Origin of the sequence: Neptuniibacter sp. QD72_48 (assembly GCF_047778065.1) — a bacterium.
Lineage (GTDB): Bacteria > Pseudomonadota > Gammaproteobacteria > Pseudomonadales > Balneatricaceae > Neptuniibacter.
Genome location: NZ_CP180547.1, coordinates 229866 through 251056 on the forward strand (window position 1 = coordinate 229866; position 21191 = coordinate 251056).

The window sequence follows — 21191 nt, forward strand, 5'->3', positions numbered from 1 at the left end:
TTAAAAATCTGTTTTCTATTCGTTAGCTTTTGATTTCAGCTTCTACATCGTCAAAGCGTTGCTGAATAGCTTTTGATGGCGCTGGTGTCACTTTGGATACAGCGATAATTGCGATGAAGGCAAAGATAATACCTGGGATGATCTCGTAAAGATCAAACCAACCGCCAGATAGCTGCTTCCACACAACCACAGTTACACCACCAGTGATGATACCCGCAAGCGCACCGCCTTTGGTCATCTGCTTCCAGTACAGTGACATAATCAAGGCAGGACCAAATGCTGCACCGAAACCTGCCCACGCGTAAGATACAAGCTCTAGAACCTTAGAGTCTTTATCCATTGCGAGGAAGGTAGCAACCAGAGCGATAACCACTACAGCGATACGGCCGACACGAACCAACTGTTCTTGGGTTGCATCTTTGTTAAACAGTGCTTTGTAGAAATCTTCAGCCAGAGCAGAAGAAGACACGAGTAGCTGAGAATCCGCTGTACTCATTACAGCGGCAAGGATGGCAGCCAGTAGAATACCTGCAATTACAGGGTGGAATAGTGCATCTACCATCACCATAAATACAGTTTCATTATCGCCCAAACCGTCTGGTAGATAGCCGATAGCGGCTAAACCAATTAGGCAGGCACCCGCCATAGAGATAGCACTCCAGATCACTGCGATACGACGTGCAGCAGGAACCGCGTCTTTAGATTTGATACCTTTGAAACGCGCAAGTATATGCGGCTGACCGAAGTAACCAAGACCCCAGCCCAATAGAGATAGCGTACCGATTAGCGTGATGCTCTTACCATCCGCATCGGTAAACATATTCAAGAGCTCAGGATTTTTCGCTTCGACTGCTGCCAGCGTGCCGCTCAAACCACCGATTTCGCCCATCGCGATCAATGGCACTAAGATCAAAGCGCCAACCATCAGTAGGCCCTGAACTACGTCTGTCCAAGATACCGCTAGGAAACCACCAAATAGGGTGTAAGAGATAACGGCTGCAGCACCGACAAGAACTGCGACGGTGTAATCAAAACCGAATACAGTTTCAAATAGTTTACCACCCGCTACTAAGCCAGAACTGGTGTAGAACAGGAAGAAAACCAATACAAATACGGCAGAAATCACACGTAGGCTGTGGCTGTGATCTTCAAAACGTTTTTCGAAAAACGCAGGTAGTGTTAGTGCATCATCAGCACGTTGTGAGTAAACACGTAGGCGCTGAGCTACTAACAGCCAGTTTAGCCAAGTGCCCACTAGTAGACCGCCTGCCAACCAGAAAGAGCCATAACCGGCCGCCATTGCGTAACCAGGAAGGCCCATCAACAGCCAGCCACTCATATCTGATGCGCCTGCACTCAACGCACTTGGGATCGGCCCTAGGTTGCGTCCACCAAGAACGTAATCAGACAGATCCTGAGTGCGACGATAGGCAACAATACCAATTGCCAGCATCAGCATCAGATATAGGATAAATGTCAGGGTTACCATCTAAGAAACCTCTTTGTCATAGTTTATGCTTATTATCGTTCCATCCTCTGTTACACCTTCCTGCGCTAGCTATGCTGCAGACTTTTCTACCTTCATTGGTTGCGAAAAAGACAGTAGTTAAGCTTGGGTATAACGACCGGAAAGCTTACCGGTATTCCATTGGTTAAATGCTCCAAACTTGGCTGTTTTCTAGGCAATTGGTCTTTATTTGTTCGTTTATTCGGATGATTGTTCTAATTTGATGGTTTTTTACCTAGATAAACGCGCTGCATAGCTCTTTTTCATCTATAAGAAAGAGTAGTCAACTTGTTATGAGGAGTCGAATTCACTATATTCTCGCCAAAAATTTGGACGTTTTGACTTTATGCTTCTGGAGCGCCGTCATGGAAAATTTAGATAAACTCGATATGGCGATTTTGCGCGAACTGCAAAAGAATGCACGTATTACGGTTACGGAATTAGCCTCGCGAGTTGGCCTTTCGAAAACACCTTGCCAAGTGCGTATGAAACGCTTGGAAGAGCTTGGTTATATCATGGGTTATACCACCCTGATTGATCAGAAGAAGCTGGGTTCTAAGCATATCGCTTTTGTTCAAGTGACGATGCTCGATACGAAAACCAAAGCGCTGCAGGCCTTTAATGAGGCCGTGCGCGCCATCCCTGAAATCGAACAGTGCCATATGATTGCAGCGAATTTCGATTATTTGTTAAAAGTGCGTACGTCCGATATCGAAAGTTATAGGGAAGTACTCGGTGAGAAAATTTCTAACCTGCCATTTGTGAAGCAAACCAGTACCTTTGTTGTAATGGAAGATGTGAAGGATGTGGCTTCCAAGCTAATTTAACGCTATACCCATAGAGTTACGCGAATATAGGATACGTAACTCTATGGAATAAAATGTTAATGACATTGCTTCCCTTTTCTGTGCTCCCCTTTATGTTTCATCCATTTTTGTGGTGCTTCACTTTTTAACTGTGCGAATTTGGCTTCCTGTTCTGGAGTCAGAATCTCATACAGTTCTTCCTGATGTTTTGCTTTGGCCATAATCATCGCTTTAGTTTGCTCCTGCGCTTTTAACACTAAGCTGTTGAGCTGTAACTGATAGTCTTTTGATGCTGGGTCTAGTTGCATCAGTTGTTGGCGAAGATCTCGTTTTGCTTGGTGTTGATCCTTCATGCCTGCTTTTTTCTGCTGCATATTTTCTTTCAGTGCCGCCTGTTGGCTGGTGGTTAATCCCAGCTCTTCAGAAAGATACTGCAGGCGCTTCTCCATCTTAGCGCCGTCATCTTTAGTGTAAGCATGTGCAACGCCTAAACTAGAAACAGTTAACACAGCAGCTGCGATTCCAGTCATGATTTTACGGTTCATGTTCTTTGCTCCTAGGCTGTTTAGTTGATGGAATAAAGTTTGGCTTTTGTAAGCGCAAAGATGGGTTTCGGCAGTGTAAAGTTGGGTAAATCTAACAATAGGGCGATCTATTTTGGCGCTAAAAGGATTATTATTTTTAGTAGATAAGTAGCGAAAATAGGCGGTCAAGGCCGAGTGCGGGATAAAGTATGAGAGATAAACAGCGATTATTACTGGTTGATGACGATGTGGAACTATGCGAGTTGTTATCCGATTATCTCGAGCACGAAGGCTTTGAGGTTGAGTTTGCTCACAATGCAGATGAAGCCTGCGCGCAATTAAAACGTTCGGATCGTTACGCCTTGATGGTGTTAGATATCATGATGCCGGGTAAATCTGGCTTAGAGCTGCTACAACAAATTCGACCTGTAGTGACCTTACCCGTGATTATGTTGACGGGGCGAGGCGAAGAGATCGATCGCATTCTGGGGTTAGAGATGGGAGCGGATGACTACCTAAGCAAACCCTGTAATCCACGTGAATTGCTTGCACGAATTCGTGCGGTCCTACGTCGTTCGGAACCGAAAACACAAACAACCCTTTTCCCCGATACTAATGTTGAGATGGGTGGCGTCCAGCTTGATCCTGGTTTGCGTGAGGTTAGGATCAAGGGCGATTTATTGGAGCTTACAGGGACAGAGTTTAACGTGCTTGCTTATCTGATCGCGAATGCTGGAAATGTATTGGATAAAGAGCAATTAACTGAGTTGGTTTTACATCGAAAACTTGCGGCATTTGATCGAGCGATTGATGTTCATGTTAGCCGTGTACGGCAGAAATTAGCGAAAGCGCTACCAGATAAAGAGCTGATCAAAACAGTCCGTGGTGTCGGCTATCAGTATATTAAGGATCTGGTATGAAGTGGTATAAACGACTGTTCTGGAAGGTTTTTGCCGCAATCTGGTGCGTGAGTTTCTCAGTACTGTTAGCGACTATCTGTGTGGTTAGCACCATTACTGAAGAGGATCGCTTCAAGGAAGTAATCACAGCAAAGGCGGAAGGCTATGCAGAGCTGATGATTGAACGTTATGAACGCATGGGTCATGCCACAATCCCGCCATTACGACTGAAACATTTCAAGCGCTCGCATAGGGATAAAGAGATTGGCTTACCAGCGCCAGACCATCACAAAGAACGCACACCACATTGGAAACGTTTTATCTGGCGAAGTGTAACTAAGCGTGTCCATATTACCGATCTGACTGCACAGAGGCAGGTTGTTGATCTTCCCCGTTTTGAAAAAAATCCTGAAGATAGTTACCGCTTTAATCTAGAGTCAGAGCGGGGTCGTCAGTATGAAGTTTTAGTCGATCTCAGCTGGGAGCGTTCTCCTTACGCAGATCTAGTGAACCGTATCCTATCGGTGCAAATGGTGCTGATTTTATTGGTGTCTTCTTTAGGTGCGTTGATCGTATCTGCAATTATCGCGCGGCCATTAATCTTGTTACGCGAGCACACTCAGGCGATCTATCGTGGAGAGTTGGACACTCGTACGGATGAAAAATTAAGGGCGCGTGGTGATGAATTGGGTGAGTTAGCCCGAGATTTTGACCGCATGGCAGATTATGTCCAACAAACTCTGACCTCGCACCAGCATCTGATGTGTGATGTTTCCCATGAGTTAAGAGCGCCGCTAGCCCGATTACAGGCCGCAGCAGGGATTGCAGAGCAACGCTTGGGTGAAGGGGATAAAACAGTTCAACGGATCATTCATGAGTGTCAGCGCTTAGATCAATTGATCGGCGAAATCTTATCCTTATCTCGCTTGGAACAGATGGAGGTTAAAGGCGAGAAAACTAAGCTCAGTGATGTCCTGCAAGAGTTGCTTGATGATGCCCGTTTCAGCCAGCAAGCACGTGAGTTTGAACTCTGTATGGAATCTGACTGTGAAGTGGAATTGAATGCGCCTTTGTTACTTCGAGCGCTGAATAATATCTTGGGAAATGCCTGCAAACATACACCGCAATCGACGTCAATTGAGTTGAGTGTGCATAAGGGTGAACACTGTGAGATTCGTATTCGCGATCATGGTGAAGGTGTGCCAGCAGAGCAGTTAGAAAAACTGTGTGAGCCGTTTTTCCGGGGTAACAGTAAATCCGAAGGCTATGGTTTAGGGTTAAGTATCGCGCAACGGGCTGTACAACGTTTAGGTGGTGAACTTAGTCTATCAAACCATCCAGAGGGCGGATTGGAAGCGCGCATTCTGTTGCCTTGCGCCTAAAATTTAGTTGTAAAAATTGGGGAGCTTTAACAGCTCTCCCAAGTGGGATAGCGCACTTTGTATCTCTGAAATCAGCCGAGGGTCGCGCAGATCCTCAAGGCTTAGGCGATCTCGGTAGTGCGTTTCTATCCAATGTTTCAGCGACTCATATAGTGCAGGGGTTAGCAGTATTCCGTGATGGACAGCACTTAACTCTTCAATCGTGATTGGTAGCGCCAAGCGCAGGCACGCTGGACCGCCACCGTTCTGCATACTTTGTGTTAGATCGATAAATTGGACTTCGCTCACAGGGTTGTCGGCAGCTATTAACTCCTCGCAGATGGCATAAGCCTTAGCGCTGATTTTACTTTCTATGGGGGCAAGTAACATAAGGCTGCCATCGTTTTTTTGGATAAGCTGACTGTTGAATAGGTAAGTTTCTACTGCTTCTTGCAGGCTTAGCTTGCTGGAGCTGACCTCAAATATCTTAAGTGCATCCTGCCAATGACAGCTCTTCATCCTTAAAGTGTTTAAAACCTCACTTTGTTCTTTAAAAGCTTGTTCATGCAGGAATAAAAAGTTCAGATGACCCACCGCGACAACATCGTTGTGAAAAGCCCCGTGGTCTATGGCAATAGGGTTCTGTTGAATCAGTATGCTGCGGCTTTGGTCCAGCTGATGTTGGCGGATAATACTTTCGCTAGCGAGGCGAGTTTGGCGTGCTGGAAAGCGTGTACTTGCGCTCAGCGAGCCTTTTCTGCCATAGATAAATAGATTCAGTGCATCCTGGTCACAAGGCGAGTTTAAGCGCATCTGATTGGCAGCACCTTCATCTGCAAAGATCGGTTGTGATGGCAACGGAACATGCACGCTAAATCTGTCGTGATTGTCAAAACAGGTTTGGAAGAACTGATAGTTATGTTTGGTTTCTAATGATCTATGGATACTGCTATTTAAGTTTGCAGGGGTGAAGTGTAAGTGTCGATCTTTGGTATCTTGAGATGCTGAGCAGGTTGCGCTGTTAGCTGCCCACATAGCAGAAGCGGAATAACAGGCAGTCAGCAACTGAGGGGCTTTGTGCCAAGCTTGATCCAAGAGTTGTTCGTCGGAGCCGCGAAAGCCCGCTGCATAGAGCAGTGCTAGATCAGGTCGTATTGGCGGGGGAATAATCCCTTGTGGAATGCCAAGCTGATGCAGTAGCCACATCTTTTCCAAACCTTGAAGTGCTGCGTCTTTGGGTGAGGATATCTCGCCTTGATGCTGTTGTGATGCAAGGTTGCCCTGTGCGAGCCCCGCATAGTGGTGATTGGGTGCGACCAAACCATCTAAATTAAGCGTTAAACTCATTCATGACTCCAAACATGATCGGCAATATGTAGGCCCGGAGGAAGGGTGTCGGGAATGTCCATGCTGTCGGCCTGCATAGAGGCAACTGGGTAAGCGCAGTAATCGGCGGCATACCATGCACTGGCGCGATGGTTACCGCTGATGCCGGTACCACCAAAGGGGCGCGCACTGGATGCGCCGGTTAGTGGTCTGTTCCAGTTGATCAATCCAGTTCTGACTCGACGCTGAAAGTACTCGAATATTTTAGGATCGTCACTGAGTACGCCAGCCGCTAAGCCATAGCGGGTGTTATTGGCTAAGGTTGTTGCCTGCTGAATATCTTGTACACGATATATCTGAAGGAGAGGGCCAAAGTACTCCTCATCATCGGGGTTCTCTATTGCTGTACAGTCGATTAACCCCGGTGTTAACAGGGCGCCTTTCTCGGCAAATCGTTGCATACCGACCAGTGATTCAGCGCCTTGTTCCATCAGCTTTTCTTGAGCAGTTAGCATAGAAGTCATGGCTGACTGACTGATCAAAGCGCCCATAAAAGGTGACGGGTTTTGGTTATAGGTGCCTACCTCAATTTTGGTCACGGCTTTCTGCAAAGCGGCAATAAATTCATCCCCTTCTGTTCCGACCGGTACCAATAAGCGTCGCGCGCAGGTACAGCGCTGGCCTGCAGTGATATAGGCCGATTGAATAGTGTTATAGACGGCCGCAGCGATATTGGTTGTTTTTGTAACCAACAGAGGATTATTTCCGCCCATCTCGAGTGCTAAAATCTTTTCGGGTTGCCCGCCAAACTGCTCATGCAAGTAACAGCCGGTGGCTGCGCTACCGGTGAAATAGAGGCCATTAATTTTTGAGTGCTCTGCTAAATGTGCCCCTGTTTCTTTTTCTCCTTGGACCAGATTAAGTACCCCATCGGGTAGCTCCGCTTTTTGCCAAAGATGAATCATCAGTTCTGCTGTTCGCGGGGTAAATTCACTGGGTTTAAAGACGATTGTGTTGCCCGCTAAAAGCGCTGGCATAATATGGCCATTTGGTAGATGCCCTGGGAAATTATAAGGGCCAAATATCGCTACGATGCCGTGGGGGCGGTGGCTTAGAATAGAGCGTGCTCCCAGTACGGTACTCTCTTCAGTTGGGCAACGCGCTTGATAGGCTTTGATGGTCAAAGCCGCTTTGCCCAGAAGAGCAGTCACTTCTGTTTTTGCTTCCCAGAGAGGTTTACCGGTTTCCTGGCCGATGGTGTCGGCAAGAAGGTCTTCGTGCTCTTTGATCAGCTCATTAAACTTCAAAAGATAGGCTGCTCGCTGCTTGAGCGTGAGTTCAGACCAGTGTGGGAAAGCTTCTTCAGCCGCTGAAACAGCTTGATTTACTTGCTCTTCGTCAGCTGCATAACCCTGCCAGATTCGCTCATTATTGCCCGGATTCAACGACTCGAGTTCGGAGCCGTTGCCCTGAACCCATTCGCCATTAATAAACAATGATGCTTGTGGTTTCATGGGTGCCTCCCTTTTAGTTCGACCAATCGAATGGTGTCGCTGTCTTTAACTTGCAGCATTTCAGCGGTTTCAGGTGTGAGTTCAGCAATGCCTTGATTGGTTTGGCAGTTAGCAAGGCAGCAACGGAAACCTGCTGCTCGGGTGTTACTGAGTAGATAAGCTGAATCGGAATCAGTGACGTCAGCTTGTTGCGAAATTCTAATTTTGGCGTAGCGGCTATCTCTAATCGCACGTATTTTTGCCAGCGGTGCTGTGATCGTAGGGCCGGCATCGAAGATATCTACATAGTTTTCAAAGCGGAAACCTTCATTTTCCAGCATGCGGCGGGCAGGTTCAGTATTGGCGTGAACACGACCGATTACTTCTTGTGCTTCTTCGGGGAGTAAGTGGATATAGATGCTGTATTTCGGCATTAGTTCGGCAATAAATACTTTGTTGCCAGAGCCAGTGAGGTAATCCGCTTCTGAGTAGTCCATCGCAAAGAATTTACGCCCGAACCCTTCCCAAAAGGGGGAGCGGCCATTGTCATCGGAGAAACCGCGCATCTCTGCGATGACGCGCTCAGAGAAGCGTTGTGGTTGTTCTGCCATAAACAGAAAACGACTTTTAGACAGCAGGCTACCGTTTTGTGAGTGACGGTGTTCAGGTTTCAGATAGAGAGTACAAACCTCTGTACAGCCAGTGTAATCGTTACATAGGTAGAGGGTTTTAAACTGGTTATGGATATTGAGCTCGCGTGACGCGTGTACCACGGTACCTACTCTGTAGTGATACCATGGCTCTTGCAGGCCTACGGCCGCTTCAATCCCTGTAGTACCGACAACTTCTTCAGTTTCACTGTCGATCAGGACAAACAGATAGCTTTCATTGGTGGCTTTCTGAATATCTTGTTTGAGGGCGTTTAAACTGCGCTCGATTTTATCAGCGAGCAAAGCGCTGTTTTCGGGGAGAGAGGTAAAGCCAGGGCCAGATTCGATAGCGATCTGATGTAAGGTCTCTAAATCGTTCATTTCAATCGGGCGAATGTAATACATAGTCGACCTCCTGTTCCCTAAAGTTCCTAACGGCTATCGGTACTTTCGAAGATTTTGTCGGCAGATGCCGCGACAAAGCCTTGGTAGAGAGAGCCATCTTCCAAGGGGTAGCGACGGGCAAATTCGTAGTAGCAGCCCGGTATTTCTACACTGCCATCACTAAATTCAACCGCGACTTTGCTGGCTAAGGTTGAGGACTGTTCGAGTCTCTCTTCGGGGCTGCCTTTCACTTCACCGCCTGCACTATTGAGTTCGATGGAATGGCTTTTTAAAAACTGATTAACTTCTTCGATGCTGGTGTGCGACGTAAGTGCGTTGACGAAAATGGTGAAGTGGTTAGGTCTGAAACCAAAAGCCACCAGCCAAGCGGCATACTCACTTTGTGCCAGTAATGCTTTGTACTCCTCATAACTGACCTCCCACGGACGACCGCAATAGCACAATGTATCTGGGGGTTGCTGCATAGGATCGAGTTCAGCCACTAAGTTATGCACAAGCAGTTGGTTGTCAGTACTGAGCGATTCGGTCATCAGTTGGCTGATAAATATCTTCGGCAGGGCAGGGTCATCATGTTGAAAGTGCTTAGCGTAGAGATGCTTGTTTGGAAAATGATATTCACCTGCTGCTCGATAGCCGCTATACAGAAACGGTGTGGCCATCTTATCTATATTGACCTCTTCCAGATCAAAAGTACGTAACGCAATATGGTCATTGAGTACTTGATAGTTAAGGTCGCTGAATAGCTGGTGGATATGGCGAGCTTGTGGATTCAGCTCTAAATAGTCCTGCCACATCTCATCTAGCATTTGGGTTAGCTCTTCATTGGTCATTGTGGCCTCCCCTGAGGGCGCAGGCGCTTAAAGGGCAATCCTTCACGAGCTATGTGAAAGAGTAGCAGTGCGCTGAGCTGCGCGCGTGAACTAAGGCTAGGTAAATTGATAAATTCGTGAGGGCTGTGGATAAAATTACCGGTCACACCCAAAGTATCTATATTGGGTAGACCTGCTGTCGATAAGTTATTCCCGTCACAGCAGCCTCCAGTTGCACTCCAGGTTAAAGCAGTGCCTAACTGCTCTGAGCATTGTTGTACCAGTTGGTAGAGTGCGAGATGGGGTTGGTCGAGTTGTTTTGGGTAGCGTCCAAAATGCCCATGGAGCTCTATATGGAAGCCTTCTTGTTGATTATGCTGCTGTATAAATGCATTGATGCGTTCAAGGCACCATTCGGCATCTTCTGTTTTCTGAATACGAACATTAAATTTACACACCGCTAGATCGGGTACTTTATTAGTGGTTTCGCCCGCTTTGATAATACCGGTATTGAGGGTTAAGCCCGGTTTTTGATTGTTTAATGATGCTAGCTGCAGGATCAGTTCAGCGGCTTTATTAATCGCATTCCTACCCGTTTCGGGGGCCCTACCTGCATGAGCTGAACGACCATGGACAACCAAAGTGAAGTTGCCGCTGCCTTTTCGCTCCCCTGCAAGATTGCCATCAGGTAAAGCCGGTTCGTAGATTAATCCAATGTCATGTTGTTTCGCCGCGTTGGCCAAATAGTCGGCTGAGCCGGGTGAACCGATCTCTTCATCTGGATTTAAAATGACACTCCAACCGATCTGATGAGCAAGTGGATGCTGAACTAAGGCTTCTAGCGCTGATAGTATGACCAGAATACCGCCTTTCATATCTGCGGCACCGGGTGCGTTCAGTCGTATGTGGTCTAAGCGAATCGCATGTTGGAAAGGACTATCCACAGGAAAGACTGTATCGGTATGACCGCAAAATAGGATCTGGATCGGTGCGTCTGGGTTGTGGCTGAACTTCCAAAGGGAGCCGAGCGCTTGGTATTCTGCTTTGCCTGTGTAATCGATTCGCTCCCACTCCGGCAGTTCAATCCTTTCGCTTTTACTGCACAGTGGGGCGAAAAGCTCTTGGTATTTAAGGCCAACTTGGTTGATCCCTTCGGGATTCAGTGAGCCGCTATTAATCTCAACTAACTCAATCAGTTGCTGTTCTCTTAGGTGCTGTTGAGCGCTGATCTTATCGAGGAGATCACGTTCTAACTGGTCTAGTGGTTCGACAGATAACTGCATAATTAACCTCTAGCACTCTCAGCTTAGGCCTGTTGCTTGAATAACTGCATTGTGCGATTGAAGCGAGCTAATCCCTCTTTAATATCGGCTTCGGGAATAATCAGCGAGGGTGTCAGGCGAATGACATTTAAGCCTGCTACCAGTACCATTAGTCCTGTTTGTTGTGCCAGCTCTAAAAACAGTCTCGCTTTGCCTTTATATTGATCACTCAGTTCACAGCCGATTAACAGGCCTTGGCCGCGAATATCCTTAAATAACTCAGTTTTTTGATTGAATTGAGCTATCTGTTGGGTGATCAGGTGATGTTTATGGAATACACCTTCGAGCACCTCAGGCGTATCGACAATCTGTAACAGTTTAAGTGCTACGGCGCATCCTAGAGGGTTACCCCCATAAGTACTGCCATGGCTACCGACGTTAAAGGATTTAGCGATCTTCTCGGTACTCAACATCGCGGCGATTGGAAAACCGCCGCCTAAAGCTTTAGCGGTAGTTAAAATATCGGGCTTAACTTGGCTGTGTTGATAGGCGTATAACTTACCGGTACGGCCGACACCGGTTTGTATCTCATCAAAAATGAGTAGGGCATTGTGTTCAGAGCATAGGCTTTTGGCTGCCTGTAAATACTCAGCCGTGGCGGGTGTAATCCCACCTTCGCCCTGAATGGGCTCGATGACTACCGCACAGGTTTTATCACTGATCTGCTGCTCTAACGCAGCGATATCATTAAAAGGCACATGAGAAATACCCGCAGGTACTGGCTCAAAACCTTCACGATACTTAGGTTGCCCACCTACTGACACGGTAAATAGGGTGCGTCCGTGAAAGCTGTTATTGCAACTGATGATTTCGTGCTTCTCTGCGCCAAAATTATCATAGGCGTATTTTCTAGCGAGTTTAAAAGCGGCTTCGTTTGCCTCAGCTCCTGAATTGGCAAAGTAGACTTTTTCGGCAAAGGTCTTATCACAAAGCGCTTGGGCTAATTTTAGTGCAGGTTCATTGGTCCAGACATTACTGAGGTGCCACAACTGATCGGCTTGTTGATGAAGTGCAGCAGTGAGTTCGGGATGGCAGTGCCCTAAAGCATTTACTGCAATGCCACCTGCAAAGTCGATGAACTCATTATCTTGCTGATCCCATACTCTAGAACCTAGTCCTTTTATTGGAATCATCTGTTGTGGTGCGTAGTTAGGCACCATTATTTGATTGAACGTTTCCCTATCAACATTGGAGGACATAGTTTGTCTCCTCTACTGCATAGATAAGTCTAAGTTTAGACCTTAACAGCAAAAAAGCTTTTTAGCGGCAATGGCTTAAAGGGAATAAAGATAGGTTTATGCGGTCTTAATGATTGTTAGTCGAGTCGCTGTGATTGCACTCATCCATGGTGTTACATGCGTCACAGAAGTACTGAGATTCACGATATTTCTTGTTGAAGTCATCAAAACTTAACGGATGACTGACTAGAAACCCCTGCATGGTATTGCAGTTTTGTTGTTGCAAGAAATCCATCTGAGATCTGTTCTCTACACCTTCTGCTATCACATCCAAACCCAGTTGCTTGGTCATGGCGATAATGGTCGAAGTTATCGTCATATTGTCTTGGTCTTCGGGAATTTGTTGTAAAAAAGAGCGATCAATCTTTAACAGATCGACAGGCATTTTAGTTAAATAGCTTAAAGATGAATAACCTGTGCCAAAATCATCTATAGCTAGGCTTATGCCCATGCTTTTTATGCGCTTCAGGGTACTGATAGCCGTTGGCATATCCCGCATAAGCATGCTTTCTGTGATTTCAAGTTCTAGCCATTCTGGAGCAAGTGAGGCTTTGGCCAAAGCTTCAGATATCTGAGTAATCAAAGAGGGATCATCAAATTGGCGGACAGATAAATTTACGCAGACCTTAATCGGGGGCAAGCCTTGATCCTGTATTGATTTAGCCGCTCGACAAGCTTCTTCTAACACCCAGCGGCCGATTGGGATGATTAAACCGGTTTCTTCTGCGTGGGGAATGAATTCATCAGGCGGTACATTGCCATTGACAGGGTGCTGCCAGCGAAGAAGTGCTTCCACTGCTGTAATGCGACCATCTAATGCACATATCTGTGGCTGATAGGCTAAAGATAGCTGTTTGCCAATTAAGGCGTTTCTTAGATCATGCTCGATTGTGAGTATGCGTTGCGCCTCTTCGTTCATCTGGTCAGCAAAGAAAGCATAAGTGTTCCTACCCTGCCTTTTTGCATAATACATAGCTAAGTCTGCGTTTCTTAGCAGGTCACTTGCATCGACACTATCGTGACCGATTAAAGTAATGCCGATACTGACGGTTACACTCAATTCGTGAGGGCCGATTTGCATGGGTTGAGAGAGTAATGACAGTACATCGCGGACGCGACTAATTATCTGCTCACGGTCTTCGCAGTCTTGGAAAATAACTGTAAATTCATCGCCACCAAGGCGGAATACCGAGGTTTGGTGGCGAGTGCAGAATTTTAAGCGGCTTGCTATGGTGGTCAGGAGTACATCACCTGCTTCGTGCCCCATCGTGTCGTTAATCTGCTTAAAGTGATCTAGATCGAGTAACAGTAAAGCATGCAGTTTGTCACTGGCTGGGTTTTGTAGATATTTATCCAGAGTTCGACGGAAATTTCGACGATTGCCCAGCTCGGTCAAAGGGTCGAAATAAGCCATTTTCTCTAGCTGAGCATCGTGCTCTTTGATTTGAGATATATCTTCACTGACAGAAACAAAATTAATGATATTTCCCAGTTCATCATGAATAGGGGAAATATTTTGTAGGGACCAGTAAGTTGAACCATTTTTGCGTTTATTGAGTAAGGTACCTCGCCACTGCTGATGGTTAAGTACAGTACCCCACAGCTGTTTGTATGTGTCGTTTGTGGTTTGCTCGGAGCGTAAAAAGTTTGGCCGCTTACCTAGTATTTCATGGCCGTCCCAACCTGTGATTTCACTGAAGCGGCTATTGGAGTATTCGATCTCACCTTGTGCGTTTGTGATTACAACCGCACTACCGGTATTTTCTACGGCATTACGGAATACCTTAAGCTCTCTTGCTTGACGCGCACTCTGACTCGAGTTGCGTAGAGTGATAAATACTTTTCGGCAGTCAGCTTTTTGAATAACAGTGAATTCTATACGCAGCTGTACGCTATCTTCTTGTGAAGATAGGACTATGTGGGTGTCGTAAGAATCTCTGTTCTGTGCAAATAGGCCCATGATGTGAGGGCGAATAGCCCGTTTAAAATCGTCAGGAAGTTTATGGTTAAGAGATTCTCCAGCTCTATTCCAGATCAAGGTTTCGGCGTAGGGGTTGCAATGTAAACAGTGAAATAGGTCATCCAACACAAGCACGCCAATGGATGATTGATTAAACCAATCCATTGGAATTGTACTGTTGCTTGTTGGGTTTAATTTTGTTTTTTGCATGGGTTTGTTTGAATTTTCTACCTTGATCTACCTATTCTGCGGTAAAAGTTGTTTGAATGGTTTAGATGTTTAATAAAGTTGTGACTGGTTTGATGTGGGTCAATTTAGAGGAGCAGGTAAAATGAATTTTTTGTTAATGTTTTAGCCTAAGGTATAAAAAATACTAATATTACATTGGGTTATGGTTTATGTTTGTGCCTTTTTAATAGATTGATTATTTCAGGGTAAGCGGAAAATTTCTTCTTACCCTGAGTGATAGATTAAGCGGCTTTTGCAGGGTTTGACCACCCTTTTTGTACGGATGGTCGCTGATTGAATCTATTGATGTAAGATGTAACTTGTTTGAATTCTGCTATTTTAGTTTCATCCCCAGCACGGTAAACACGCTCTATCGTATCCAGCCAAGGCACAAGGGCGATATCCGCAATAGAGAAGTCACCAGCAATCCATTCTTGTCCTTCTAATTGGGTTTCGATCACATTTAGTAGGCGTTTTGCTTCGTTGATATAGCGCTGTTTCGGTCGTGGATCTTCAATTTCACTACCGGCAAAGGCGTGAAAGTAACCCAATTGTCCAATCATGGGTCCGACGCCACCCACCTGAAACATCAGCCATTGCAGTACTTTGGCTTTTTCAGTGGTGTTGTTACCCATCAGTTTACCGGTCTTTTCGGCTAGGTAGACCAGAATGGCGCCACTTTCAAAGAGGCCAATAGGTGTGCCTTCTGGGCCGTGCGGGTCAATGATTGCTGGGATTTTATTGTTCGGGTTGAGAGATAAATATTCCTCACTTTTGACATCGCTTGCTGCCAGCGTCACACGATGCGCTTCATAAGGAATTTGTAGCTCTTCAAGAGCAATGGATATCTTCACGCCATTCGGTGTACCGAGCGAATAGAGTTGCAGAATTTCAGGGTGCTTCGCTGGCCAGCGTTTAGATATGGGGTACTGATCAACGCTTGGGTAATCTTTAGGATTGCTCATTTATGCGCTCACTAAGTCTGTCTGGTCTAAGAATGGATAGTCGTTATAGCCTTCAGGGCCAGGTGTATAAAAGGTATCGGGATTAGGCTCATTTAGCTCGGATTTTGTTTGGAAACGAGCGACTAGATCTGGGTTGGCGATAAAAGGTACGCCAAAGGCTACAGCGTCTAGCTGTTTATCTAATACCGTTGAGTCAGCCTCCTCATAGCTGTAGCCCATATTGCCAATAAGGTTGCCTTGATAATGTTCTCGGGCGATTGAGTTAACATCACCTTGTTGCTCGCCCAGAAAGTCACTGCGCATCAGATGCCAGTAAGCGAGTTTGTAATGATTTAGCTTTTCTGCGAGCCAGAAGGTCGTGCCAATGGGGTCGCTGTCTTCCATACTGTTATAGCCATTTAAAGGCGAGGTTCGGATACCTACTTTGTCGTTACCCCATACTTCACAAATAGCGTCTAATACTTCGAAGATCAGTCGAGATCGATTCTCTAAGCTACCGCCGTATTGATCTTCACGTTGGTTACTGCCATCGCGTAAGAACGAATCGAGCAGATAACCGTTGGCTGCATGGAGTTCTACACCATCGAATCCAGCCTCCTTGGCGTTGATTGCTGCCTGTTTGAAGCCTGCGATAATTTCGGAAATCTCGTCTATCTGCAGTGCGCGTGGTGTTGTGTAGGGTTTAAGGCCATCAGGTGTATGGACTTCATCTTCGATTGCGATTGGACTTGGAGCGATGGGTTGAACACCGTTATTTAAATCCGGGTGGCAGGCACGTCCGCCATGCCATAGTTGCACAACAATCTTACCGCCTCTCTGATGTACGGCATCGGTGACTTTTTTCCAGCCAGCGATTTGCGCTTCTGAGTAGATGCCGGGTTCATTGATAAAGGCGCTGCAGTTTTCCATCACCATGGTTGCTTCGGTAATAATTAAACCTGCAGTAGCGCGATCGGCGTAGTGCTGAACCATTAATGGGCCAGGAATATGGTGTTTGTCTGCGCGGGCACGGGTAAGAGGTGCCATCAAAATTCGATTGGATAGTTCGATACTGCCTAGTGAAATAGGGCTGAACAAGATAGGTTGTGTAAGCATAATTGGCTCTTTCTTAGTTGATCAATATGTTGATGACTTAGGTAAAGAGCTTGAATTTGAACGAAAGTTCAATTTCGAGTGAAGAAATATTAAATTGAATAGAACAGGCATAAAAAAAGCGGCTTAATAGCCGCTTTTTTGGAATATCTTTTCGCTTAGAGCGCGTCAGGACCGCTTTCGCCTGTACGGATACGGATGACCTGCTCTAGAGGAGAGATAAAGATCTTACCGTCGCCGATTTTACCTGTATTAGCTGTTTTGCTGATCGCTTCAATAACTTGATCAACCATGTCGCTGTCTACAGCAATTTCAATTTTCACTTTTGGAAGGAAATCAACCACATACTCTGCACCGCGGTACAATTCAGTGTGGCCCTTCTGACGACCGAAACCTTTTACTTCAGTAACGGTAACACCTTGGATACCAATTTCAGAAAGCGCTTCACGGACATCATCCAGTTTAAACGGTTTAATCACCGCAGTGACCAGTTTCATAATGCTATTCCTCAGTTGGGCTTGCTCATTCTATGGCCTTACGACCAAGCAGCAAATGTAACTATAGTGAATTATGCGTCTTAGTATACCTAGATAATCGCAAGATGGTATATGAACAACGAATTGGATCAAGCTCTTAGCGATATACTAGTGACGCAAAAAGGGCGCTTAGCGCCCTTTTAATGTTTTAGATCAATCTCACTTGCCAGATGTAAACTCTGGGTAAGCTTCCATACCACACTCAGAGATATCCACGCCTTCGTACTCTTCTTCTTCCGATACGCGTACACCCATGATTGCTTTAAGTGCTAACCATACCACTAGGCTTGTAGCGAATACCCAAGCGAAGATAGTTACTGCACCGATGATCTGACCAGAGAAAGATGAATCGCCGTTTGTTACTGGTACTAGTAGAAGACCTAGAAGACCTACAACACCGTGAACAGAGATCGCACCTACTGGATCATCAATTTTTAGTTTATCTAGCGTTAGGATGCTGAATACAACCAATGTACCACCTAGAGCACCAAATAGAGTTGCTTGTAGTGCAGTTGGAGTAGATGGTTCAGCAGTGATAGCAACTAGACCCGCTAGTGCACCGTTAAGCGCCATTGTTAGGTCGGCTTTGCCGAACAGTAGACGAGCTACGATCAGTGCAGCGATTACACCACCTGCTGCTGCAGCGTTAGTATTCATGAATACAACAGCAACTGCGTTAGAGTTCTCTACATCAGAAGATGCTAGTACGGAACCACCGTTGAAGCCGAACCAACCCATCCATAGAATGAACGTACCTAGTGTAGCTAGAGGTAAGTTTGCACCTGGGATAGCGTTTACAGCACCGTTTTTAGCGTATTTGCCTTTACGAGCACCTAGTACTAGAACACCTGCTAGGGCTGCAGCAGCACCTGCCATGTGTACGATACCGGAACCTGCAAAGTCTGAGAAACCAAGGTCGCCTAGGTTGTAGAAACCGAATACGTCGTTACCGCCCCAAGTCCAAGAACCTTCCATTGGGTAGATAACACCGGTCATTACTACAGCGAATGCTAGGAAAGCCCAAAGCTTCATACGCTCAGCAACGGCACCAGATACGATAGACATTGCTGTAGCAACGAATACTACTTGGAAGAAGAAGTCTGCTGATGGTGCGTAAGTTGCTGGCTCTTCAGCACCGGTGAAACCGTCACCCGTGATGCCAGAAAGCATGTAGTCACCGCCGTACATGATTGCGTAACCGCAAACCAAATACATAGTACAAGAGATCGCATACAGTGCGATGTTCTTGGTTAGGATCTCAGTTGTGTTTTTAGCACGAACCAAACCCGCTTCCAGCATGGCAAAGCCTGCTGCCATCCACATGACTAAAGCACCGCATACTAGGAAGTAGAAAGTATCTAGTGCGTATTTAAGCTGGGTAACATCACCCGCTGTTGAATTTAGTAGTTCTTCCATTGGTTTATTCCTCCAGAAGCAATCAAAAAGTCAAAAATTAAAGGGCTTCCGTACCGGTCTCACCGGTACGAATACGCACAACTTGTTCTATTGGTGTTACAAAGATCTTGCCGTCGCCAATCTTGCCGGTTTGTGCAGCGTTGCTAATCGCTTCTACAACTTGATCGACAATTTCTTCAGATACGGCTGCGTCTAGGCGTACTTTTGGTAGGAAATCGACCACATATTCAGCGCCGCGGTAGAGTTCTGTATGTCCTTTCTGGCGACCAAAGCCTTTTACTTCAGTCACAGTGATACCTTGTACCCCAATTTCAGAAAGGGCTTCTCGTACATCATCCAATTTGAATGGTTTGATGACAGCAGAGACCATTTTCATATTGCTATCCCCCGTAGGTAATAATTCTGTGCAGATGCGTTTATCGCTAAGCAAACATAAATTCTGTTTGCGTAGGTTATAGCGAAGGCTGTGCCATTTTTTTATTTTTCTTTTATTTCATATGGTTATGATTGTTTTTGGTTTTGTGGGAAATATTAGTGCCTTTTTATGGGGCTGGATTAGGTGCACTGCAATATGTGTTTGCACCATTGTGGTGCGGCCTTGAATGGTGTTGGTTTGTTGTTATAGTGACAGGCAGTATTTTTTGTTAGAGGTGAGTGGGATGATCAATCCACAACTAATAGAAGGCCTAAGTGAACAGTTTTCGCAATTGTTGTCCGGTGAAAATAAGCTACCGGGCCAAGATGAGTTACAGCAGCAGGTCAAAGCGGTATTACAGGGGACGTTTGATCGCCTGGATATCGTTAGTCGTGAAGAGTTTGATGCTCAGAAAACGGTATTGCTGCGCACCCGAGAGAAAGTGGAAACTCTAGAGAAGCAAGTTCAGGCATTAGAAGAAGCATTGCAGGGTAAGTAACCATCCTCTTAATTTTGCTAGCTACGTAGGTTAAATATGGATCATTTTGAACAGCAGTTATTCCTTCGTTCGCCTCAAGCAGTCCTCGTGACGGATCAAGCCAACAATATAGTGCAGGCTAATCCGGCATTTACCGAAATTACCGGTTACAGCTTAGATGAAGTGAAGGGCGAAAATCCGCGCTTTCTTGGGGCACGGGAATTAAATGATCCATTTTATGAGGATTTGTGGCTTACCGTCAGCAGTGATGGTAGCTGGCAAGGCGAGCTATGGAATAGGCATAAAGATGGCACTGTGTATCCTGCATGGTTCAATATCATGCGTTTGGAGAACGATCAGGGCTTAGTCACAGGTTATATGGCGCAGTTCTTCAATATTGGTCACCTTAAGAAAGAGATGAATGCCATCGTGCAATCAGCTCAGTTCGATGAACTGACTCATCTACCTAACTGGGATATGTTCCAAGATATCTTGGCGAAACGCATAGAGCAGAGTAAAGCGCAAGGCGAGCAGTTAGCTGTGATGCTGGTGGATCTGGATCGTTTTAAATGGATCAACGATAACCTAGGCCGCAGTGTTGGAGATAATTTGCTCCAAGAAGTGGCACGCCGCTTAGGAGGGGTGGTACGCGGTGATGATGCCTTGGCGCGCCTAAGTAGTGATGAGTTTGTCATGATGATTCCGCTGGCTGATGGTGTTGAGTCGGCACTCAAAGTCGCGCAGCGTGTGGTTGATCAGTTGGCTCACGGTATTTTTGTTGAGCATCGCGAGATCTTTATCAGTGGTAGTGTGGGGATCTCTGTCTACCCAGAGCATGCTGAGCGCCCGAAAGATTTGGTGAAAAAAGCAGATGTTGCGATGTACGCAGCGAAGCAGGGTGGACGCAATACATTCCGAGTTTACAGCGAGTTAATGGAACGCAGTAAAGGGCCGCAAATCTTACGAGAAGAAGATTTGACCCAAGCGATCGTTAGCGGTGCTATTCAGATGACTTACTTGCCGGTTTATAGCATCTACAGCCATCAAGTGGTCGCAGTACATGCGCGGCCTAGCTGGATTCATCCTGAGTTAGGACAGATTCCATTAGCCGACTTTTCTGGTCTGCTACAGAGTCCCGAATCCTTGCAGCATTATGAACAGTGGCTCGATCAAGAGCTGCGTGGTTTAGATGTAGTGTGGGAGCGTTTTCCTAAACTGCGTTTTGTCTCTTTCCGTATCGAAAGCCAGCAATTGCAAAGCAAAGAGACGGTACAGCGCTGGGTATCTCAATTGAATCATTATCAACAGCAAGGCCGTTATATGGTTGATGTTGATATCAAAACTGCGCTTGAATACGAAGGTCAACTGTTTGATCTGTTAACCAGTGAAGCATTACTGTCCGTTAGCGGCTTTGCTTGTGGAAGTCCTGTTTTAGAACAGCTGCAAGAGATTCAGCCAGATTTGATTAAATTGGATGCTGATCTGATCATGGCGATGGGCAATGATGAAGGTCGTCAAAAGATCGTTGATACCGTCTTAGATATGGCTGGTCAGTTGGAGATTGAAGTGTTGGCCGATGGCGTTGCTACTGCGGGTGCTCGCGGTCAATTGATGGGGCAGGGTTGTATGCTGATGCAAGGGCGTTACTTCGGTACGCCGTTGTCTTTGCAGCAGATCTTGGATCATTTGGCCGTAGAACATCATTAAATAATTAAAAAACTACAGGATGTGGAGAATGTTCTGTAGCTATGAAAAACATTA

At 46.0% G+C, this 21191-nt stretch carries 19 protein-coding genes; 5 read left to right on the plus strand and 14 right to left on the minus strand.

Annotation, left to right across the window (positions count from 1 at the left end):
* Positions 1-22: 22 nt before the first annotated feature.
* Positions 23-1489: a sodium/proline symporter PutP gene (gene putP / locus ACMXYX_RS00955; protein ID WP_415883131.1), complete on the minus strand. Its 1467-nt coding sequence runs from the start codon at positions 1487-1489 to the stop codon at positions 23-25.
* 383 nt (positions 1490-1872) lie between these two features.
* Between putP and ACMXYX_RS00960 the strand changes: the two genes are divergently transcribed.
* Positions 1873-2334, plus strand: a complete 462-nt coding sequence (locus ACMXYX_RS00960) for an Lrp/AsnC family transcriptional regulator (RefSeq protein WP_415883132.1) — start codon at positions 1873-1875, stop codon at positions 2332-2334.
* Between the two features lie 56 nt (positions 2335-2390).
* On the opposite strand, the gene ACMXYX_RS00965 is transcribed toward ACMXYX_RS00960, so the two are convergent.
* Positions 2391-2858, minus strand: coding sequence for a Spy/CpxP family protein refolding chaperone (locus ACMXYX_RS00965; RefSeq protein ID WP_415883133.1), 468 nt, complete (start codon positions 2856-2858; stop codon positions 2391-2393).
* Between the two features lie 188 nt (positions 2859-3046).
* Here ACMXYX_RS00965 and ACMXYX_RS00970 point away from each other — a divergent pair, with 188 nt between their 5' ends.
* Positions 3047-3757: a response regulator gene (locus tag ACMXYX_RS00970; protein WP_415897332.1), complete on the plus strand. Its 711-nt coding sequence runs from the start codon at positions 3047-3049 to the stop codon at positions 3755-3757.
* A complete protein-coding gene (locus ACMXYX_RS00975; protein ID WP_415897333.1) occupies positions 3754-5118 on the plus strand; it encodes a sensor histidine kinase in 1365 nt (454 codons plus the stop codon). The genes ACMXYX_RS00970 and ACMXYX_RS00975 overlap by 4 nt, the downstream gene beginning before the upstream one ends.
* Positions 5119-5121: 3 nt before the next feature.
* Here ACMXYX_RS00975 and ACMXYX_RS00980 read toward each other — a convergent pair whose 3' ends face one another.
* The 12 genes from ACMXYX_RS00980 to ACMXYX_RS01035 form a co-directional block, all read right to left on the minus strand.
* Positions 5122-6444 (minus strand): N-succinylarginine dihydrolase, encoded by a 1323-nt coding sequence (locus ACMXYX_RS00980; protein WP_415897334.1) that lies wholly within the window; start codon positions 6442-6444, stop codon positions 5122-5124.
* The gene (astD, locus tag ACMXYX_RS00985; RefSeq protein ID WP_415897335.1) at positions 6441-7937 is read right to left on the minus strand and encodes a succinylglutamate-semialdehyde dehydrogenase; all 1497 of its coding nucleotides are present in this window, start codon (positions 7935-7937) and stop codon (positions 6441-6443) included. The genes ACMXYX_RS00980 and astD overlap by 4 nt, the downstream gene beginning before the upstream one ends.
* Positions 7934-8971 carry an arginine N-succinyltransferase gene (astA, locus tag ACMXYX_RS00990; protein ID WP_415897336.1) on the minus strand — a complete coding sequence of 346 codons (1038 nt, stop codon included), beginning with the start codon at positions 8969-8971 and terminating at the stop codon, positions 7934-7936. The genes astD and astA overlap by 4 nt, the downstream gene beginning before the upstream one ends.
* A 26-nt stretch (positions 8972-8997) precedes the next feature.
* Complete coding sequence (locus tag ACMXYX_RS00995) at positions 8998-9801, minus strand: DUF1338 domain-containing protein (protein ID WP_415897337.1); 804 nt, start codon at positions 9799-9801, stop codon at positions 8998-9000.
* Positions 9798-11063 (minus strand): hydrolase, encoded by a 1266-nt coding sequence (locus tag ACMXYX_RS01000; RefSeq protein ID WP_415883140.1) that lies wholly within the window; start codon positions 11061-11063, stop codon positions 9798-9800. The genes ACMXYX_RS00995 and ACMXYX_RS01000 overlap by 4 nt, the downstream gene beginning before the upstream one ends.
* 23 nt (positions 11064-11086) lie before the next feature.
* Positions 11087-12301: an aspartate aminotransferase family protein gene (locus ACMXYX_RS01005; protein WP_415897339.1), complete on the minus strand. Its 1215-nt coding sequence runs from the start codon at positions 12299-12301 to the stop codon at positions 11087-11089.
* Between the two features lie 106 nt (positions 12302-12407).
* Positions 12408-14465, minus strand: coding sequence for a putative bifunctional diguanylate cyclase/phosphodiesterase (locus ACMXYX_RS01010; RefSeq protein ID WP_415897340.1), 2058 nt, complete (start codon positions 14463-14465; stop codon positions 12408-12410).
* 305 nt (positions 14466-14770) lie between these two features.
* Positions 14771-15493 (minus strand): glutathione S-transferase family protein, encoded by a 723-nt coding sequence (locus ACMXYX_RS01015; protein WP_415897341.1) that lies wholly within the window; start codon positions 15491-15493, stop codon positions 14771-14773.
* Positions 15494-16588 carry an alkene reductase gene (locus ACMXYX_RS01020; protein WP_415883144.1) on the minus strand — a complete coding sequence of 365 codons (1095 nt, stop codon included), beginning with the start codon at positions 16586-16588 and terminating at the stop codon, positions 15494-15496.
* Positions 16589-16743: 155 nt separating this feature from the next.
* Positions 16744-17082, minus strand: a complete 339-nt coding sequence (glnK, locus tag ACMXYX_RS01025; protein ID WP_415883145.1) for a P-II family nitrogen regulator — start codon at positions 17080-17082, stop codon at positions 16744-16746.
* Positions 17083-17280: 198 nt separating this feature from the next.
* Positions 17281-18537, minus strand: coding sequence for an ammonium transporter (locus tag ACMXYX_RS01030; RefSeq protein ID WP_415883146.1), 1257 nt, complete (start codon positions 18535-18537; stop codon positions 17281-17283).
* A 37-nt stretch (positions 18538-18574) separates the two neighbouring features.
* Positions 18575-18913 carry a P-II family nitrogen regulator gene (locus ACMXYX_RS01035; RefSeq protein WP_415883147.1) on the minus strand — a complete coding sequence of 113 codons (339 nt, stop codon included), beginning with the start codon at positions 18911-18913 and terminating at the stop codon, positions 18575-18577.
* 283 nt (positions 18914-19196) lie between these two features.
* Between ACMXYX_RS01035 and ACMXYX_RS01040 the strand changes: the two genes are divergently transcribed.
* Both ACMXYX_RS01040 and ACMXYX_RS01045 read left to right on the plus strand, forming a co-directional pair.
* The gene (locus ACMXYX_RS01040) at positions 19197-19451 is read left to right on the plus strand and encodes an accessory factor UbiK family protein (protein ID WP_415883148.1); all 255 of its coding nucleotides are present in this window, start codon (positions 19197-19199) and stop codon (positions 19449-19451) included.
* A gap of 36 nt (positions 19452-19487) precedes the next feature.
* Positions 19488-21137, plus strand: a complete 1650-nt coding sequence (locus ACMXYX_RS01045; RefSeq protein ID WP_415897342.1) for a diguanylate cyclase domain-containing protein — start codon at positions 19488-19490, stop codon at positions 21135-21137.
* Positions 21138-21191 lie beyond the last annotated feature (54 nt).

Bases quoted from the DNA above. Each gene is read 5' to 3' on its own strand.
- putP (WP_415883131.1), bottom strand. From the start codon at position 1,489: ATGGTAACCCTGACATTTATCCTATATCTGATGCTGATGCTGGCAATT.
- ACMXYX_RS00960 (WP_415883132.1), top strand. From the start codon at position 1,873: ATGGAAAATTTAGATAAACTCGATATGGCGATTTTGCGCGAACTGCAA.
- ACMXYX_RS00965 (WP_415883133.1), bottom strand. From the start codon at position 2,858: ATGAACCGTAAAATCATGACTGGAATCGCAGCTGCTGTGTTAACTGTT.
- ACMXYX_RS00970 (WP_415897332.1), top strand. From the start codon at position 3,047: ATGAGAGATAAACAGCGATTATTACTGGTTGATGACGATGTGGAACTA.
- ACMXYX_RS00975 (WP_415897333.1), top strand. From the start codon at position 3,754: ATGAAGTGGTATAAACGACTGTTCTGGAAGGTTTTTGCCGCAATCTGG.
- ACMXYX_RS00980 (WP_415897334.1), bottom strand. From the start codon at position 6,444: ATGAGTTTAACGCTTAATTTAGATGGTTTGGTCGCACCCAATCACCAC.
- astD (WP_415897335.1), bottom strand. From the start codon at position 7,937: ATGAAACCACAAGCATCATTGTTTATTAATGGCGAATGGGTTCAGGGC.
- astA (WP_415897336.1), bottom strand. From the start codon at position 8,971: ATGTATTACATTCGCCCGATTGAAATGAACGATTTAGAGACCTTACAT.
- ACMXYX_RS00995 (WP_415897337.1), bottom strand. From the start codon at position 9,801: ATGACCAATGAAGAGCTAACCCAAATGCTAGATGAGATGTGGCAGGAC.
- ACMXYX_RS01000 (WP_415883140.1), bottom strand. From the start codon at position 11,063: ATGCAGTTATCTGTCGAACCACTAGACCAGTTAGAACGTGATCTCCTC.
- ACMXYX_RS01005 (WP_415897339.1), bottom strand. From the start codon at position 12,301: ATGTCCTCCAATGTTGATAGGGAAACGTTCAATCAAATAATGGTGCCT.
- ACMXYX_RS01010 (WP_415897340.1), bottom strand. From the start codon at position 14,465: ATGGATTGGTTTAATCAATCATCCATTGGCGTGCTTGTGTTGGATGAC.
- ACMXYX_RS01015 (WP_415897341.1), bottom strand. From the start codon at position 15,493: ATGAGCAATCCTAAAGATTACCCAAGCGTTGATCAGTACCCCATATCT.
- ACMXYX_RS01020 (WP_415883144.1), bottom strand. From the start codon at position 16,588: ATGCTTACACAACCTATCTTGTTCAGCCCTATTTCACTAGGCAGTATC.
- glnK (WP_415883145.1), bottom strand. From the start codon at position 17,082: ATGAAACTGGTCACTGCGGTGATTAAACCGTTTAAACTGGATGATGTC.
- ACMXYX_RS01030 (WP_415883146.1), bottom strand. From the start codon at position 18,537: ATGGAAGAACTACTAAATTCAACAGCGGGTGATGTTACCCAGCTTAAA.
- ACMXYX_RS01035 (WP_415883147.1), bottom strand. From the start codon at position 18,913: ATGAAAATGGTCTCTGCTGTCATCAAACCATTCAAATTGGATGATGTA.
- ACMXYX_RS01040 (WP_415883148.1), top strand. From the start codon at position 19,197: ATGATCAATCCACAACTAATAGAAGGCCTAAGTGAACAGTTTTCGCAA.
- ACMXYX_RS01045 (WP_415897342.1), top strand. From the start codon at position 19,488: ATGGATCATTTTGAACAGCAGTTATTCCTTCGTTCGCCTCAAGCAGTC.